Below are 15,224 nucleotides of genomic sequence, written 5' to 3' on the forward strand. Positions count from 1 at the left end.
CGGGTAGGGCTACCTCGGCGCGACGAACAACGTCTGTGTGGCCGCGCCGATCTCGCCGCTCTCGTCGTACAGGGTGCTCCGGGTCAGGCCGCGGCCGGACGGTCCGACGACGGTCTGCGCGTCCATGCAGACCCATTCGCCCGCCGGCGCGCGGAACAGCGAGATCGTCAGATCGACGTTCACGAACACGTGCGTGCCGAAGCCGAGGGCGGCGCTGATGCCGTTGCCGCTGTCGGCGAGCACCGCCACCCGCTCGAACGGCGTCGGCTCCTCGTCCTCGACCAGCGGCACGCGCAGCCTGCCCCACGCGGTCGCGGGGCCCGGCTCACCGGGGCCGCCCGCGACGAACCGCCACTCCATCGCCCGCCCGTAGCCGAAGTCGGTGGCCAGCCAGGAGCCGTCGGGCTCGACGGAGCGCGGGGGAGCGGGCGGGGCGGCGCCGCCCACCGGGGCCATCTCCTCCGTACGGATGCGCCAGGCCGTGGCCCTGACGTATTCGCGGCCGCCCGACGACACGCTCGCCGACAGGCACTGCACCCGTTTGCCGTCGCGTACGACGTCGGTCGTGACCTCCAGCTCGGCCACCGGCACCGGCGCGAACACGTCGGCCACCAGCCGGGACGGCTCCAGCCCCGGGCGCGGCGCGGTCTGGGCCAGCTCGTGCGCGATCAGCGCGGCGACCGGCCCCATGTGCTGCGTGCGCGGGTCCCAAGGACCCTGGGTGTGCTCGGAGGCCAGGTAACGGCCCGCATGATCAGCACGGGTGAGTCGCCGGTACATCGCCATGGAAGAAGACTCTAGAACTCGTCGGGGATGTCCGCGATGTCGTCGAGCGCCGCCGCCAGCTCGTCGGGATGGCCGCCGATCCGCTCGACGATCTCGATCAGCACGTGGAGCACGTCGTGGCGGTCGTGGCCGAGGTCGAGCAGCCGCTGCGCGGCCTCCCACAGCTGCGGCGGGTCGCCGTCCCACAGCCGGCTCGCGATCTCCTCGTGCCAGGCCAGGTGCTCCTGGTCGATCACGGTGCCGTGGTCGATCTCGAGTAACGTACGGCGGTCGGCTGCGTCGGCCGGGTCGAGCCGGTCGAGGTCGATGCCGTTGTGGGTGCCCTGCAGATAGGGGAAGGCGAAGGCCCGCCTGGCCAGCGCCGACAGGTCGCCGTCGGGCAGCAGCCGCTCCAGCAGCGGCCGGTCGAGCCCGAACGTCGTCGGGTCGCGGTAGGCCTCGGGGAACTTCCCGATCGCCTCCCACACCGCGTCGAGCGTGGCCTTGAGCCCCTGCTCGGGCAGCCCCGTGCGGCGCGCCGCGAAGCGCACCCACGCCGCCAGCACGTGCGGCATCGCCTCCTGCTCCGCCTCGCTCAGCATGACCTTGCGCGGCAGCCAGTCGAGCAGGAACGTCTCGCACTTGGTCGGGCTGACCCGCAGCGGCCGGTTGAAGTCCTGGTCGCAGCCGTAGTCGATGATGTGGTCGGCGCAGCGCGAGGCCGCCGAGGGGTCGGACAGGTGCTCGGCCGCGTCGGAGGCGAGGAACTCCGCCGCCAGCATCGCCCGCCGCTCCCTGCTGTAGGGGGCCTCGGTGTGCAGCGGCGCGGGACGCTTGCGCCCCGGCGGCAGCGCCTTGAGCCTGGCCCTGGCGAAGGCGTGGTAGGCGCTGTAGCTGTCACTCACCGGCGGCGGCGTCTTCGGCTCTCTGGTGGCCTTCATCGCCGACTCCAGCAGCGCCCTGGCCTGGTCGGGCTCGATCTCCTCGAACAGCAGCAGCGGGTTGTCCGCCGCCTCGGCCCTGGCCTGCTCAAGCAGCTTGTCGACCTGCGAGGAGACCCAGGCGTCGCGGGCCATGCCGCTCATGTTGTAGTCGACCACCAGGACCAGCGCGTGGCGGTCCATCGGCTGCTCGCTGTCGTTCCAGCGGTAGGCGAAGGTGCAGATCACCGTGTCCTGGTCGCCGTAGGCGTCGCGGGAGACGTAGCAGCCGGCCGGTTTGACCGCGCCGACCCGGTCGGCCCAGCCGGGGCGCGCCACCCCCGACTCCATCATCGCCAGCGCCGCGCCCTCCGCCTTGGCGCCCTGGCGGGCGGTGCCGAGGTAGGCCAGGCAGATGAGCAGCGTGAGCGAGGCCGGGGTGCCGGCCTTGGCGGCGTAGTCGACCAGCCCTTCGCCGAGCACCTGCTCGACGTCGCCGCCCCTGACCCGCCTGCCCCACCAGGCGCCGATCATGTCGGAGACCATCAGCTCCGCGTCGAGGGGAGTGCGTACGGCCAGCAACTCACGAGCCGCCTGCACCATCTCCTTGAACACGTCGTCAGGAGGGGTGCTCTCCCGGGGATCTCGTCGGTGTCGGCGCACACCCTCACTCTCTCGTATTCCGGGCGCGGACGGTGCGGAGAACACGGCCCGGTGACCTCGATGTTATCGGCGGCGGCGATCGAGAAGGACACGAGACGGACACGCCGATCAGGACACTTCACGCTCGTCACGCCGTCTCGGGACGCCGTGCGCCGGCGCCCCGGGGTCAGCGGATGCCGCGCGGCGGCGGCGCGGAGTTGACGATCGCGAGCAGGTGCTCCCGGGCGATGCGTTCCACGATCTCGGGTGTCGCCGAGATGCCCAGGTGCTGCGCGCACGCGCACACGTCGGCCACGCATCGGTCGATCGTGTCCACGGGCACGGTCAGGAACTCTTCGGCCAGCCTGAGACTGACCGGCTCCCGCAGGAACCGTGTGGCCAGAGCGAGCATAGGAGTGAGATTCCTCTGGAACCGTAGGGGCAAACCCCCAGGAATGTCTGCAGGGCGACTTGCGCTCCCATTCCACCTTTTCTCGGGCGCGTGTCAAGGCTCCGCACGGCCTGTGTTCACTTCACCGGGTGAGCTTTCATGCAAAGCTGTCTCCATGCGCATCCAGCTCGCCCAGCGGAGCGAGGCGAATGAGCTCCTCGGCCGCAGTCCGTTCGCCCTGCTCGTCGGCATGCTGCTCGACCAGCAGATCCCCATGGAATGGGCGTTCACGGGGCCGTACACGATCTCCGAGCGGCTCGGGCGCGACCTGACCGCGCAGGAGGTCGCCTCCTACGACCCCGAGGCGTTCACCGCCCTGCTCGCGGACAAGCCGGCCGTGCATCGCTACCCCAAATCCATGGCGGCCCGCATCCAGCAGCTGGCTGCCTATATCGTCGAGCACTACGACGGACGGCCCGAGAACATCTGGGCCGACGCCGCCGACGGTCAAGAATTGGTGAAACGACTCATGGCCCTGCCGGGATACGGCAAGCAGAAGGCCCAGATCTTTTTGGCATTGCTGGGCAAGCAGTTGGGGGTCCAGCCATCAGGCTGGCGTGAAGCAGCCGGACTCTACGGCGAGGAGGGGTCGTACCGGTCGGTGGCCGACGTGGTCGACGCCGGCAGCCTGGCCCGCGTGCGGGCGGCCAAACAGGAGGCCAAGCGCGCGGCCAAGGGCCAGTAGGGGCCCAGAGGTCGTGGCGGGATCCGCCCCGGCGATCTGGCGCTGTAACCTGATCTTGCTGCGCAATGTGGAGCGACTTTGACAGGATGCGTAGACCCTAGAGGCGACAGGGCCGCGGCGGGGGCTTCCGTCCGTACATGCCCATCGTCGATGATGTACTGCAGAATCCGGTCGCCCGGAGCTGCGCTACGCCGATACACAGTTATGGAGATGTGCCGCGTGGGAGACCCTGGCACGCGACGGAGGTGCGGACCATGAGCGCCGAGACCTCCGTTCCCCGTCCCCGGGAGTCGGATGTGGACATCTCAGACTCCGCCCTCTTCAAGGGCATGTTGTCGGAGGCCGAGTTCGCCTTCGCGTTCTTCGACGCCGACAGCCGCATCCAGCGGGTCAACGACGTCTTCAGCGACGTCGTCAACGTGCCCGCCGACCGCATGATCGGCAGGCAGCCGGTCGAGGTGCTGTCCGCCGACCTCAGCCAGATCATCACGCACGCCGTGCAGGCGGTCATCGAGGGTGACGCGCCGGTCACCGAGGGCCGCGTCCGCGTGCGCTCCGCTGAGGGCGACACGCGTCACTGGTCGCTGTCGTTCTCGCCGGTCCACGACGACGCCGGCGAGCTGCGCGCGATCGCCCTGGTCGGGCTCGACGTCACCGAGAGCCGCCAGACCGAGGAGGCGCTGCGCCGCAGCGAGGAGCGCTACCGCTCGCTGGTCGAGGCGCAGTCCCAGCTCGTCTGGATCACCTCGCCCACCGGCGCCGTGGTCGAGGACGCCCCGCAGTGGCGCGCCATCACCGGCCAGGGCCTGGAGGAATACCTCGCCAACGGCTGGCTGGAGGTCGTCCACCCCGAGGAGCGGCAGCAGACCGAGGAGGCGTGGCGCGAGGCGCTGCGCGGCCGCACCATGTTCGAGTGGAACTACCGGGTGCGCACCCGGGCGAGCGGCTACCGCCACTTCGAGGTGCGGGCCGTGCCGATCATCCGCCACGGCAGGGTGGTGGAGTGGGTCGGCGCCAACACCGACGTCACGCCGCAGCGCGAGGCAGAGGAGATGCGCGGCAGGCTGACCGACCAGCTCGGCGCCGCCGCCCTGCGCACCGCGCGGCTCCAGGGCGCCACGGCCATGCTGGCGGAGGCGCTGACGGTCGAGCAGGTCGTCCAGGTCATCATCGACGTGGGCCGCACCGCGCTGGCCGCCGACCGCTCCGCCGTGGCGCTGCTCGACACCGACCGCGCCGCGCTCAAGCTGATCAACGGCGAGGGCATTCTGGAGGCGTCAGGGGCCACCGGCGACGAGATCCCGCTGTCCCACTCCAACGTGATGACCATGGCGGTCAACAGCCGCCGCCCGGTCTTCGCCGAGTCGCCCGAGTCGCTGAAGGCCCAGCTCCTCGAGGCCGGTGGCGACGAGGAGGTGCTGGCGCAGTTCCTCGCCCGCGGCGACGAGCGGGCCTGGGTGGGCCTGCCGCTGCTGGCCGCCGGCCGCGCGCTCGGCGCCCTGCGCTTCTCCTTCACCAGGCCACAGAAGATCTCTCAGGAGGACGGCGTCTTCCTGGAGGCGCTGGCCGGTCAGTGCGCGCTCGCCGTCGAGCGGGCCACCCTGTTCGAGCGCGAGCACCGCACCGCCGAGACGCTGCAGCGCAGCCTGCTCCCCGACCGCCTGCCGGTGATCAAGGGCCTGGTACTGGCTCAGCGCTTCCGTTCGGGCAGCCGCCACGTCCAGGTCGGCGGCGACTGGTACGACGCGTTCGAGCTGCAGGACGGGCGGGTCGCGGCGGTCGTCGGCGACGTCATGGGCAAGGGCGTCAAGGCCGCCGCCGGCATAGGCCGCATCCGCAACGCCATGCGGGCGCTGGCGCTGACCAACCCGCCGCCCGCGGCCGTGCTCACCGGTCTCGACCGCGTCTTCGACGCGACCGAGGAAGAGGAGCAGGTCACGACGCTGGCGTACATGGTGGTCGAGCCCGTCACCGGCGAGGGCACGCTGGCCATGGCGGGACACCCGCCACCCGTCCTGGTCTCTCCGCAGGGCACGGCGATCCTGTGCGACGCAGAGCCCGGCACTCCGCTAGGCTGGCCGACCAGCCGGAGGCAGTTCAGGTTCGTGGTGCCGCCCGGCCATACCGCCGTGCTCTACTCCGACGGTCTCGTCGAGAACAGGAAGCGCGGACTGGATGCCGGGCTCGCAGAGCTTTGCAGTGTTGTGACCGAAGCGCCGCCTGAGGTGGTGAGTAGTCCGCACATGCTGCTGGACTTCCTGGTTGACCGGATGTTGTCTGGATATGAACAGGATGATGACGTTACCGCGCTCGCAATCCACGTCCCACCAGCCACGAAGAGTGACTGAATGAAACAGTCATAACGGTTGCTTTCGGGTATCAGTGCCCCGCTTACGTACGCACTACTGTCTTGGTCGGCCTAGGGTGGAGGTCAACCGCCGGGAGGTGGCCGTATGGATCGCGGGGTCGTGCCACAATGCTGTGCAGGTCCGTCGCGGTCCGCACGGCCTCACCGATCTCCGAGAGAGGCAACAGCCCCCCAGCGGGCATCTGGGTCCATTGTCGCCACGCGTTCGTTCGAGAGGTGTTCGTGTCGCCTGCAAGTTCGACTCGCTCGAAGCCACAAGAGCTGAACGAGCCCGTCATTCAGCGACTGCTCGAGCGTGGGCGCTCGCAGGGTTTCCTCGAGTCTGAGGATGTCCGTCAGGCCTTCGAGGAGGCGGACATCCCCATGTCGCACGCCGCCGCGTTCTTGCGGAACCTCAGCAAAGAGGGCGTGACCGTGGTGGTGACCGCCGCGGATTCGGCTGCGCCGAAGAAGTCTCGTCCAGCAAAGCGCCGCACCGCCGCCCCCGTCAAGACCAAGACGGCGGCGGCCGCCAAAGAGCAGCAGCCCGAGACCGTGACCGCGGTCGTGGGCACCGCTGAAGCCGAGCCGGCCGCCAAGAAGGCGGCCCCTGCCAAGAAGGCCGCTCCGGCGGCGAAGAAGGCCGCGGCATCCGCCGCCGCCAAGAAGGCCGAGCCGAAGAACGCTGGGCCTGCCGAGACCAAGCCCAAGGGGCCCGACGCCGCGCGTGACGCCGACGACGACGAGGACATCGAGCTCGACGGCGACGTAGTGCTCGACGAGCTCGAGGACATCGACGTCGACGACGACGAGATCGTGGCCGAAGGCGACTCCGAGGGCGACTCCGACGACGACACCGAGTCCGACGACGAACCGAAGGCCGCCGAGGTCGCCGTGGAGAAGAGCGAGGAAGAAGTCCTCATCCTCTCCGACGACGACGATGACGCCCCGGTCGCCCAGGTGGCCGCCGCCGGCGCCACCGCCGACCCGGTCAAGGACTACCTCAAGCAGATCGGCAAGGTCCCCCTGCTCAACGCCGAGCAGGAGGTCGAGCTGGCCAAGCGCATCGAGGCCGGCCTGTTCGCCGAGGAGCAGCTGGGCGGTGCCGAGACCGACGGGCTTCCCGTCGACGTCAAGGCCGAGCTTGAGTGGATCGCCGAAGACGGCCGCCGTGCCAAGAACCACCTGCTGGAGGCCAACCTCCGGCTCGTGGTCTCGCTGGCCAAGCGCTACACCGGGCGCGGCATGCTGTTCCTCGACCTGATCCAGGAAGGCAACCTGGGCCTCATCAGGGCCGTCGAGAAGTTCGACTACACCAAGGGCTACAAGTTCTCCACCTACGCCACGTGGTGGATCCGGCAGGCGATCACGCGTGCCATGGCCGACCAGGCGCGGACCATCCGCATCCCGGTCCACATGGTCGAAGTGATCAACAAGCTGGCCCGGGTTCAGCGGCAGATGCTGCAGGACCTCGGCCGCGAGCCCACGCCGGAAGAGCTGGCCCGCGAGCTGGACATGACGCCCGAGAAGGTCGTCGAGGTCCAGAAGTACGGCCGCGAGCCCATCTCCCTCCACACCCCGCTGGGCGAGGAGGGCGACAGCGAGTTCGGTGACCTCATCGAGGACTCCGAGGCCATCGTGCCGGCCGACGCCGTCAGCTTCACGCTGCTGCAGGAGCAGCTGCACTCCGTTCTCGACACGTTGTCGGAGCGGGAGGCGGGCGTCGTGTCCATGCGCTTCGGCCTCACGGACGGCCAGCCCAAGACGCTGGACGAGATCGGCAAGGTTTACGGGGTCACCCGTGAGCGCATCCGCCAGATCGAGTCCAAGACCATGTCGAAGCTGCGCCACCCGTCGCGGTCCCAGGTCCTGCGCGACTACCTGGACTGACCCGCATCAGGGCCCTGGTTCGCCGGGGCTCACCTCGTTGTGCGAAACGCCCCGCCGGAGTTCCGGCGGGGCGTTTCGGCTTTTTCGGCGGCCTCGTACGTTCCTGGAGTACCAACTTTCTCAGAGGTGGATGTCCAGGACCCAGGGGCGCTTGGAGTTCATGGGAGCGGTGAGCTGAGTGGCGTAGCCGAGGGAGTCGAGGGTCTTGACCAGCTCCTCAGGCGTGGCCGGCTGGGTCGGCTGGTGGAGCAGGGCGCGGGCGACCTCTCCCCGGGTGGCCTTGGCCATGTGGCTGACGACCTTGCCGTCGCGGAACACGCGTACCGTCACCGAGCGTGACCCCGGCTGCCAGGCACCCGCGTACGTGGCCGAGCGGAGATCCACCACCAGCCCCGGCAGCCGGTCGAGCTCCTTGGAGACCACCGGACGCCAGAAGGCCGCCAGACCCCCGACCGGCGGCAGGTTGACGCCCATGGACAGGCGGTAGGGCGGGATGCGGTCGGTGATCCGCAGCACACCCCAGAGCCCGGAGAAGATCAGCACGGACTCCTCGGCCCGCGCGAGCGCCTCCGCCTCCAGGGTCGCCAGGCCGAGGTTGTCGTACAGGACGCCGGTGTAGAGGGCGGCGGCGGGCAGGGTGGGCGCGGTCGCCAGCGCGGTGTTCTTGGCCAGCTCACCCGCGAGGCCCGGCGTCAGGCCCAGCACGTCGAGGGCGTCGCGGCGTCTGGAGGCCCGGACGAGCGCGGTCATCACCCGCTTGCGGGACTTGCCGAGGGAGGGGAAGGACAGCTCGCCCACGGGCGGGCCGTCACCCTCCGACGCCTTGCCTTCGGACGGCGGCAACAGGATCAGCACAGTCCTCTACCCTATTGGCCCTGGCCAGTGGCCCTTTCCCGGGCTCGGGTCGCTAGGCTGCGCGGGTGGATGTCGACCTGCTCGTTCATGAGGCATGGCCCGCTTTCGAGGTGCGGGCGTACGACGGATGGCTGCTGCGACACGCCGGCGGAGTCACCAAGAGAGCCAATTCCGTGCTGGCGCTCGCCCGGCCGTCCGACCTCGGCCGGGCGATCTCGGCGGCTGAGGACTTCTACCGGGAGCGGGGGCAGCGGTGCTTCTTCTCCATGGGTCCTGGCACCATGCCGGGGCTGGACGAGGAGCTCGGACGCCGGGGATACGAGGTGGTCGATCCCACGGTCGTCATGTCGGGGACGCCCAAGGGCGAGCCCGCCCCCGAGGTCAGGATGGAGGAGCGCCCCTGGCCGGGCTGGCTGGAGACCTGGTGGGCCGTGGACGGCCGCTACGCCGACGGGCTCGCCGTGGCCGAGCGGATCTGCACCGGCGTGCCGGCCCTGTACGCGGCGTACGAGGAGGGCGGCCGGGCGCTGGCCGTCGGCCGGGCCGTCCCGCAGGGCGACACGCTCGGCGTCTACTGCATGGCCACGCTGCCCGAGGCCCGGCGCAGGGGACTGGCCAGGACGGTGCTGCGGGCACTGGTCGCCCGCGCGGGCGGCGGCGAGGCGTACCTGGTGGTGACGGCTCAGAACACGGGCGCCCAGTCCCTCTACCGAGGCGAGGGCTTCACGGCGACGGGCCGCTACCACTACCGCGCCGCCCCCCTCTGACCCGCACCCCCTGCCCCGGTGTCACCGCGATCCGGCTCCCCGGCATGTCGCCACGGCGGCCACCGTCCCTTGAGCTCCCCATGCACGAAGAGGACGTCACATGACGATCCGCGTGCGGTAGGGGTGCGGGAGGAGCCCGGAGCGGGCGTCGAAGGACGGAGAATCGCGGGCGGGTGAAAGCACGACGGCGACTCCGGGTGGACCCGGAGTCGCCGCCGTACGTTTCGCAATATGCAATATGTGGTTATCTCACACGATGAATGCTGTGATCAGCGCTCATCGCTGGGGGCGGATGCAGGGGTTTCGCTGAGCCGAGCCGACTCGTCCAGGATGTCGGCGCCCTTTTCACGCAACGCTGCGATGTGCTGACGCCCGTGGTGGGCGCAGAACAGCAGCTCCCCACCCACAGGCAGGGTCGCGCGAATGTAGGCCTGGGCACCGCAGCGGTCGCAGCGGTCGAGGGCCGTCAGCGGCTTAACGGGGGCGAGAGCTCCAGTCACGTATCGCCTTTCGGGTCACCCCCGCCGAAGCGAGGATCTGGCGTCAGTCACTTGGAACAACATCTAACCGGACGTGGACGTTCCCAACCGCCCCCTCTCTACGCCCAGAGCGGAATGTGCCCGAAAGTAATGACGATCAGCCGGTTGGTAACGGCAAACGAGCGACCATGGCAAGCTTGTACGCGCGCGTAGGGGAAGAACGGTAGGCTACGCACACGTGTTCGATGACTAGAACAGGGGAGCTGGAGTGACGCTAGTGGAGGCGGGTTACACGGCTCGTCACCTGTCGGTGCTTGAGGGTCTCGAGGCCGTCCGCAAGCGCCCGGGCATGTACATCGGGTCCACCGACAGTCGCGGGCTGATGCACTGCCTCTGGGAGATCGTGGACAACGGCGTCGACGAGGCGCTTGCGGGCCACTGTGACCGCATCGAGGTCGAGCTCTACGCCGACGGCTCCATCGAGGTGCGCGACAACGGCCGCGGCATCCCCGTCGACATCGAGCCCAAGAGCGGCCTGGCCGGCGTCGAGCTCGTCTACACCAAGCTCCACGCGGGCGGCAAGTTCGGCGGCGGCTCCTACGGCGCCTCCGGCGGCCTGCACGGCGTGGGCGCCTCCGTGGTCAACGCCCTGTCGGCGCGCGTCGACGTCGAGGTCGACCGTGACGGAGTGGTCCACGAGATCAGCTTCAGGCGCGGGGTCCCCGGCGTCTTCGACGGCGAAGGGCCCACCGCCAAGTTCAAGAAGAAGTCCGGCCTGCGCATCGGCGACAAGGTCCCGAAGAACGTCTCGGGCACCCGCGTGCGCTTCTGGGCCGACAAGCAGATCTTCCTCCCCGACGCCGAGGTCTCGCTCGACGAGATCCACGTACGCCTGCGGCAGACCGCGTTCCTGGTCCCCGGCCTGACCCTGGCCGTCTACGACAGCCGGCACGAGGAGCGCCTGGAGGAGGAGTTCCGCTTCGACGGCGGCATCTCCGAGTTCACCGAGTTCCTGGCCCGCGACGAGGCGATCTGCGACGTGCTGCGCCTGCAGGGCGTCGGCCACTTCCACGAGACCGTGCCGGTCCTCGACGACCAGGGCCACATGACGCCCACCGAGGTCCAGCGCGAGCTGACGGTCGACGTGGCGGTCCGCTGGGGCAAGGGCTACGAGTCCACCGTGCGCTCGTTCGTCAACGTCATCGCCACGCCCAAGGGCGGCACCCACCTCACCGGTTTCGAGCGCGGCCTGGTCCGTACGATCAACGAGCTGCTGCGTGAGACCCGCCTGCTGAAGAACGGCGACGACCCCGTCACCAAGGACGACATCTCCGAGGGCCTGACCGGCGTGGTCACGGTCCGGGTGCCAGAGCCGCAGTTCGAGGGGCAGACCAAGGAGGTGCTCGGCACCTCCGCCGCCACCCGCATCGTCTCCCATGTGGTCTCGCGCGAGCTCAAAGAGCTGTTCACCAACCCGCCGCGCGGCTACAAGCAGCCGCTGAGGGCGGTGCTGGAGAAGATCGTCGCCGCCGCCAAGGCCCGCATCGCGGCCCGCGAGCACCGCGACAACCAGCGCCGCAAGAGCGCGCTGGAAAACTCCGCGCTGCCGGCCAAGCTGGTCGACTGCCGCAGCGACGCCGTCGACCGCAGCGAGCTGTTCATCGTCGAGGGCGACTCGGCGCTCGGCACCGCCAAGCTGGCCCGCGACTCCGAGTTCCAGGCGCTGCTGCCGATCCGCGGCAAGATCCTCAACGTCCAGAAGGCGTCCGTGAGCGACATGCTCAAGAACGCCGAGTGCGCCGCCATCATCCAGGTGGTCGGGGCCGGGTCGGGCCGTACGTTCGACATCGACTCCGCCCGCTACGGCAAGGTCATCCTCATGGCCGACGCCGACGTCGACGGCGCCCACATCCGCTGCCTGCTGCTGACCCTCTTCCACCGCTACATGCGGCCGATGGTCGAGGCCGGGCGGGTGTTCGCCGCGGTGCCGCCGCTGCACCGCATCGAGCTGACCAACCCGGGACGCGGCAAGGACAAATACATCTACTGCTACTCCGACGCCGAGCTGCAGAAGGTGCTGCGCGACCTGGAGCGGCGCGGCAAGCGGTGGAAGGACCCGGTGCAGCGCTACAAGGGTCTGGGCGAGATGGACGCCGACCAGCTGGCCGAGACCACCATGGACCCGCGCCACCGCATCCTGCGCCGCGTCCGCATCGAGGACGCCGAGGCGGCCGAGCACATCTTCAACCTGCTGATGGGCAGCGAGGTCGCGCCGCGCCGCGAGTTCATCGTCAACAGCGCCGCCGAAGTCGACCGCGACCACATCGACGCCTGACCCACCACGCTTCCGGCCCGACCCCCGACCGCCCACGGGCGCTACGGCGGCCGGGCCGCTTGCGTGACCGTGGCGTTTGAGCGGGGGCCGGCCCGAGACGGACAAGCGGCACGCTGACCCGGAGCAGGCGGGCGGCGGTGCTGGCCTGGGGTGGGTGAGCGGCGCACTGGCCCGAGACGCGCGAGCGGCGGTACTGGCCCGAGGTAGATGAGCGGCGCACTGGCTCAAGGCGCGGTCTGCTGGCCTCGCTAGTGAGCGCGGGGTCCGCCGGCCTTGCCTGCGTGCTAGCGCGCGCGTTCCCCGCCCGCCTGGCTTGCGTGTGGCGGGGCGCGCTGGGCTGCTCGCCTCGCTTGCGCGTCAGAGGGCGTTGCATGCTCGCCTCACTTGCCTGCGAGGGCGCGTTCACCGCGCTTCGACCGTGTCCCTCGACCGTGTCCCTCGACCGTGTCCCTCGGCTGTGTCCCCGCCGCGCCTCGGCCGTGCCCCCACCGCGCTTTGTTGAACGGGGGGTCTGAAGGGGCTGGCGGGGTCTCAGCGGCTCTGTGCGGCTTTCTAGGCCCATAGAAGCCCCTTCACGGCCCCTTGATCGTCTCCGCGTGTCATTCGGGTGCTGAGGCCGTCTGAGAGCCCTTGAGCGGGTCTGACGGAGAGGTGAGGGTTGCGTCGGGCATGAGGAGGCTCGCTGCGGCGGGTCGGTGCCGCAGCGAGGGGTGGGCGGTCGTATGTAAGAGGGTGGCGGCGTGCTCGTCAGTCCGGGTAGGGGGACAGCAGGCCGGTGTGGACGTCGTAGAGGGCGCCTGCGACCGGCATGCCCGAGGGCAGGAACGGGGTGCTGCGGATCCGGGTGAGGTCGTGGCGCATGGCCGCGGCCTGGTCGGGGACGGTGTGGAAGTCCAGCATCCGGGTGTCCACCCCGTGGGCCTCGGTGAGGTCGTGTACGTCGTCGTCCCTCACCTTCGACATGCCGCAGTCCGTGTGCGCCATGACGAGCACCCGCTCCACGCCGAGCAGGTAAACGGCCAGCACCAAAGTACGAAGGACGTCATCCGTCACGCGGGCGCCCGCGTTACGCAGAATCTTGGCGTCGCCGGGTTTGAGCCCCAGCAGGCCGAGGGGGTCGATGCGCGAGTCCATGCAGGTCACCACCGCCAGACCGCGGGCCGCGCGGCCGGTCAGGTCGGAGGTGCCGAACTCCTTGGCGAACGTCGCGTTGGCGGCATACAGGTCGTCGAACGCACTCATGCATCAAATAATCCCCCACCCCGCAAAAGTCATGTTCGCGGGGGTCCGACTGGCCGTAGTTGGCAAACGTCCCACGACAGAGCCTCACCTTGAGTGATGATGTCGTAGCCGTACGTACGTGATCGAAGAAGGTTTGTCGTGAGTAGGTCAGAATCGCTCGCCGAGTACCTCCGTGCTCAAGCCCGGCGTCGCCTCGACCGCGTGGAGTCCAGGGACGAGGGGCGAAACGCCAGGTGCGCGCTCGCGCTCCTCGACGCCGCCGCGTACGCGGCCGCCCTGCCCGACGACGATCCCCTCATCCTCATGCTCGACCAGGCCGGCTGTTTCGGCCCCCTGGGGTGCGAGGAGTTCGATCCGGGGGAGGCGGGCACCACGCTGATCCGGCACTGGCAGGGCGGGGAACCCCACGACCTGCTCCTCGCCCTCCCCGCCGCGATCGCCGCCGCCACTTCCTGATCGGGAGGGGCTCACCCGGATCAGGCTTGTGCCTTGGTCCGGGCCCCGAGCAGGCCGCCGCCCAGGCGTGGGTCCGGCAGCCCGCTCGGGTCGGGCGGGCCGCTCGGGTCCGGCAGGCCGGATGGGGCGAGGGCCAGCCGTTCCGCGTGCGATCAGGCAGGCTCGTTGCCCGGCCGCCACTTGATGCCGCAGCCGATCGACGGCCGCTGGTCCTGTGGCACCGGCTCGTCCGCCAGCACCGCGTCGATGGCCGCGCGCAGCGACGCGCCGGTCACGGGCATGTGGTTCCCCGGCCGCGCCCCGTCGAACTCGCCCCGGTACGCCAGCCGGAGCCGTCCGTCGTACAGGAAGAAGTCGGGCGTGCAGGCCGCGCGGAAGGCCTTGGCCGTCTCCTGGGTGTCGTCCAGCAGGTACGGGAACGTGAATCCCGCCCGCGCCGCCTGCTCCGCGAGGTGTGTCGGGTCGTCGTCGGGGTAGGTCACGCTGTCGTTGCTGCAGATGGCGACGATCGACAAACTCGCGCCGTAGTCCTTGGCCAGGGCGGCGAGGCCGTCCTCGATCCGCCGTACGTACGGGCAGTGGTTCGACAGGAAGATCACGAGGGTGGCGGGCGACCCCTCGAGGTCAGCCAGCGACACGCTGCCGCCGTCGATGGCGGTCAGGTCGAAGGCGGGTGCGGGAGTGCCGAGCGGAACCATGAACGAGTTGGCAGCCATGACACCCATTGTCGTCACGGAGAGGCTGGACAGGATGGGCGGCATAGCCGTTTTCCGAACCACCGTCATCGATTGCCGGGACCCCAAGGGACTGGCGGAGTTCTACTCGCAGCTGCTGGGCTGGCCGATCACCTCGGTCGAGGACGACTGGGTGGTGGTCACGAACGGCGGCTCGCCCGAACGGCTGGCCTTCCAGCTCGCCCCCGACCACCAGCCGCCCGACTGGCCCGGCGCCGAGCGCCCGCAGCAGATGCACATCGACGTGACGGTGCCCGACATGGACGAGGCCGAGCGCCAGGTGCTCAAGCTCGGCGCCCGCAAGCACGAGCACCAGCCCAGCGAGAACGACTCCTTCCGCGTCTTCCTCGACCCGGCAGGCCACCCGTTCTGCCTCTGCCACGACTGACCACACCGCCCAGAGCCGCGACCGACCACGCGGCATCGAAGCCCGGGCCGGGCGAAGGGGACTGCTCCCGGCCCGGATGAGGGGCTGACCCCGCACTCCGCGAGGTCAGCCCCGAATCCTGTCAGGACGCCATGAAGGAGAAGAAGGGGCAGTGAGCGAGGCAGCCTAGGGCCCGCGACCTCCTGGTGACGATGCTGGACGTCTCCGGGCTCGACGCCGGCCTCGACGTGGTCGTGGCCGATGACGACGTCTCCACGGAGCCAAGAGG

14 protein-coding genes are annotated in these 15,224 nt (G+C 69.9%); 7 read left to right on the forward strand and 7 right to left on the reverse strand.

Annotated elements, in window-relative coordinates; genetic code table 11:
- Window positions 1–9: 9 nt before the first annotated feature.
- From AB0K18_RS27755 to AB0K18_RS27765, 3 genes are all read right to left on the reverse strand, one after another.
- The gene (locus AB0K18_RS27755; protein WP_364919608.1) at window positions 10–786 is read right to left on the reverse strand and encodes a thioesterase family protein; all 777 of its coding nucleotides are present in this window, start codon (window positions 784–786) and stop codon (window positions 10–12) included.
- 11 nt (window positions 787–797) lie between these two features.
- The gene (locus tag AB0K18_RS27760) at window positions 798–2,288 is read right to left on the reverse strand and encodes a hypothetical protein (RefSeq protein WP_364919720.1); all 1,491 of its coding nucleotides are present in this window, start codon (window positions 2,286–2,288) and stop codon (window positions 798–800) included.
- A gap of 226 nt (window positions 2,289–2,514) precedes the next feature.
- Complete coding sequence (locus AB0K18_RS27765) at window positions 2,515–2,739, reverse strand: hypothetical protein (RefSeq protein WP_106250249.1); 225 nt, start codon at window positions 2,737–2,739, stop codon at window positions 2,515–2,517.
- A gap of 154 nt (window positions 2,740–2,893) precedes the next feature.
- Between AB0K18_RS27765 and AB0K18_RS27770 the strand changes: the two genes are divergently transcribed.
- The 3 genes from AB0K18_RS27770 to AB0K18_RS27780 all read left to right on the forward strand — a co-directional run bounded on the left by AB0K18_RS27770 (window position 2,894) and on the right by AB0K18_RS27780 (window position 7,700).
- Entirely contained in the window at window positions 2,894–3,463 is a 570-nt protein-coding gene (locus tag AB0K18_RS27770; protein ID WP_364919610.1) for an HhH-GPD-type base excision DNA repair protein, read from the forward strand.
- A gap of 254 nt (window positions 3,464–3,717) precedes the next feature.
- A complete protein-coding gene (locus AB0K18_RS27775; protein ID WP_364919613.1) occupies window positions 3,718–5,811 on the forward strand; it encodes a SpoIIE family protein phosphatase in 2,094 nt (697 codons plus the stop codon).
- Between the two features lie 242 nt (window positions 5,812–6,053).
- Entirely contained in the window at window positions 6,054–7,700 is a 1,647-nt protein-coding gene (locus tag AB0K18_RS27780) for an RNA polymerase sigma factor (RefSeq protein WP_364919616.1), read from the forward strand.
- 120 nt (window positions 7,701–7,820) lie between these two features.
- Here AB0K18_RS27780 and AB0K18_RS27785 read toward each other — a convergent pair whose 3' ends face one another.
- Complete coding sequence (locus AB0K18_RS27785) at window positions 7,821–8,555, reverse strand: peroxide stress protein YaaA (RefSeq protein WP_364919619.1); 735 nt, start codon at window positions 8,553–8,555, stop codon at window positions 7,821–7,823.
- A gap of 65 nt (window positions 8,556–8,620) precedes the next feature.
- On the opposite strand from AB0K18_RS27785, the gene AB0K18_RS27790 reads away from it, so the two are divergent.
- Complete coding sequence (locus AB0K18_RS27790; protein ID WP_364919622.1) at window positions 8,621–9,322, forward strand: GNAT family N-acetyltransferase; 702 nt, start codon at window positions 8,621–8,623, stop codon at window positions 9,320–9,322.
- A gap of 269 nt (window positions 9,323–9,591) precedes the next feature.
- Here the strand turns inward: AB0K18_RS27790 and AB0K18_RS27795 are convergent, their stop codons facing one another.
- A complete protein-coding gene (locus AB0K18_RS27795; RefSeq protein ID WP_364919625.1) occupies window positions 9,592–9,822 on the reverse strand; it encodes a hypothetical protein in 231 nt (76 codons plus the stop codon).
- Between the two features lie 247 nt (window positions 9,823–10,069).
- On the opposite strand from AB0K18_RS27795, the gene AB0K18_RS27800 reads away from it, so the two are divergent.
- A complete protein-coding gene (locus AB0K18_RS27800; protein WP_364919628.1) occupies window positions 10,070–12,136 on the forward strand; it encodes a DNA topoisomerase IV subunit B in 2,067 nt (688 codons plus the stop codon).
- A 747-nt stretch (window positions 12,137–12,883) separates the two neighbouring features.
- Here AB0K18_RS27800 and AB0K18_RS27805 read toward each other — a convergent pair.
- Window positions 12,884–13,378, reverse strand: a complete 495-nt coding sequence (locus AB0K18_RS27805; protein WP_364919630.1) for a carbonic anhydrase — start codon at window positions 13,376–13,378, stop codon at window positions 12,884–12,886.
- A 138-nt stretch (window positions 13,379–13,516) separates the two neighbouring features.
- Between AB0K18_RS27805 and AB0K18_RS27810 the strand changes: the two genes are divergently transcribed.
- On the forward strand, window positions 13,517–13,834 hold the full coding sequence (locus AB0K18_RS27810) for a hypothetical protein (RefSeq protein WP_364557301.1): 318 nt from the start codon (window positions 13,517–13,519) through the stop codon (window positions 13,832–13,834).
- A 152-nt stretch (window positions 13,835–13,986) separates the two neighbouring features.
- On the opposite strand, the gene AB0K18_RS27815 is transcribed toward AB0K18_RS27810, so the two are convergent.
- Window positions 13,987–14,550: a thioredoxin family protein gene (locus tag AB0K18_RS27815; protein WP_364919633.1), complete on the reverse strand. Its 564-nt coding sequence runs from the start codon at window positions 14,548–14,550 to the stop codon at window positions 13,987–13,989.
- A 34-nt stretch (window positions 14,551–14,584) separates the two neighbouring features.
- On the opposite strand from AB0K18_RS27815, the gene AB0K18_RS27820 reads away from it, so the two are divergent.
- The gene (locus AB0K18_RS27820; protein WP_364919723.1) at window positions 14,585–14,956 is read left to right on the forward strand and encodes a VOC family protein; all 372 of its coding nucleotides are present in this window, start codon (window positions 14,585–14,587) and stop codon (window positions 14,954–14,956) included.
- The last annotated feature ends 268 nt before the right edge of the window (window positions 14,957–15,224 follow it).

This window comes from Nonomuraea sp. NPDC049421, from assembly GCF_040677005.1.
Lineage (GTDB): Bacteria > Actinomycetota > Actinomycetes > Streptosporangiales > Streptosporangiaceae > Nonomuraea > Nonomuraea salmonea.

Bases quoted from the DNA above. Each gene is read 5' to 3' on its own strand.
- AB0K18_RS27755 (WP_364919608.1), bottom strand. From the start codon at position 786: ATGGCGATGTACCGGCGACTCACCCGTGCTGATCATGCGGGCCGTTAC.
- AB0K18_RS27760 (WP_364919720.1), bottom strand. From the start codon at position 2,288: ATGGTGCAGGCGGCTCGTGAGTTGCTGGCCGTACGCACTCCCCTCGAC.
- AB0K18_RS27765 (WP_106250249.1), bottom strand. From the start codon at position 2,739: ATGCTCGCTCTGGCCACACGGTTCCTGCGGGAGCCGGTCAGTCTCAGG.
- AB0K18_RS27770 (WP_364919610.1), top strand. From the start codon at position 2,894: ATGCGCATCCAGCTCGCCCAGCGGAGCGAGGCGAATGAGCTCCTCGGC.
- AB0K18_RS27775 (WP_364919613.1), top strand. From the start codon at position 3,718: ATGAGCGCCGAGACCTCCGTTCCCCGTCCCCGGGAGTCGGATGTGGAC.
- AB0K18_RS27805 (WP_364919630.1), bottom strand. From the start codon at position 13,378: ATGAGTGCGTTCGACGACCTGTATGCCGCCAACGCGACGTTCGCCAAG.
- AB0K18_RS27815 (WP_364919633.1), bottom strand. From the start codon at position 14,550: ATGGCTGCCAACTCGTTCATGGTTCCGCTCGGCACTCCCGCACCCGCC.
- AB0K18_RS27820 (WP_364919723.1), top strand. From the start codon at position 14,585: ATGGGCGGCATAGCCGTTTTCCGAACCACCGTCATCGATTGCCGGGAC.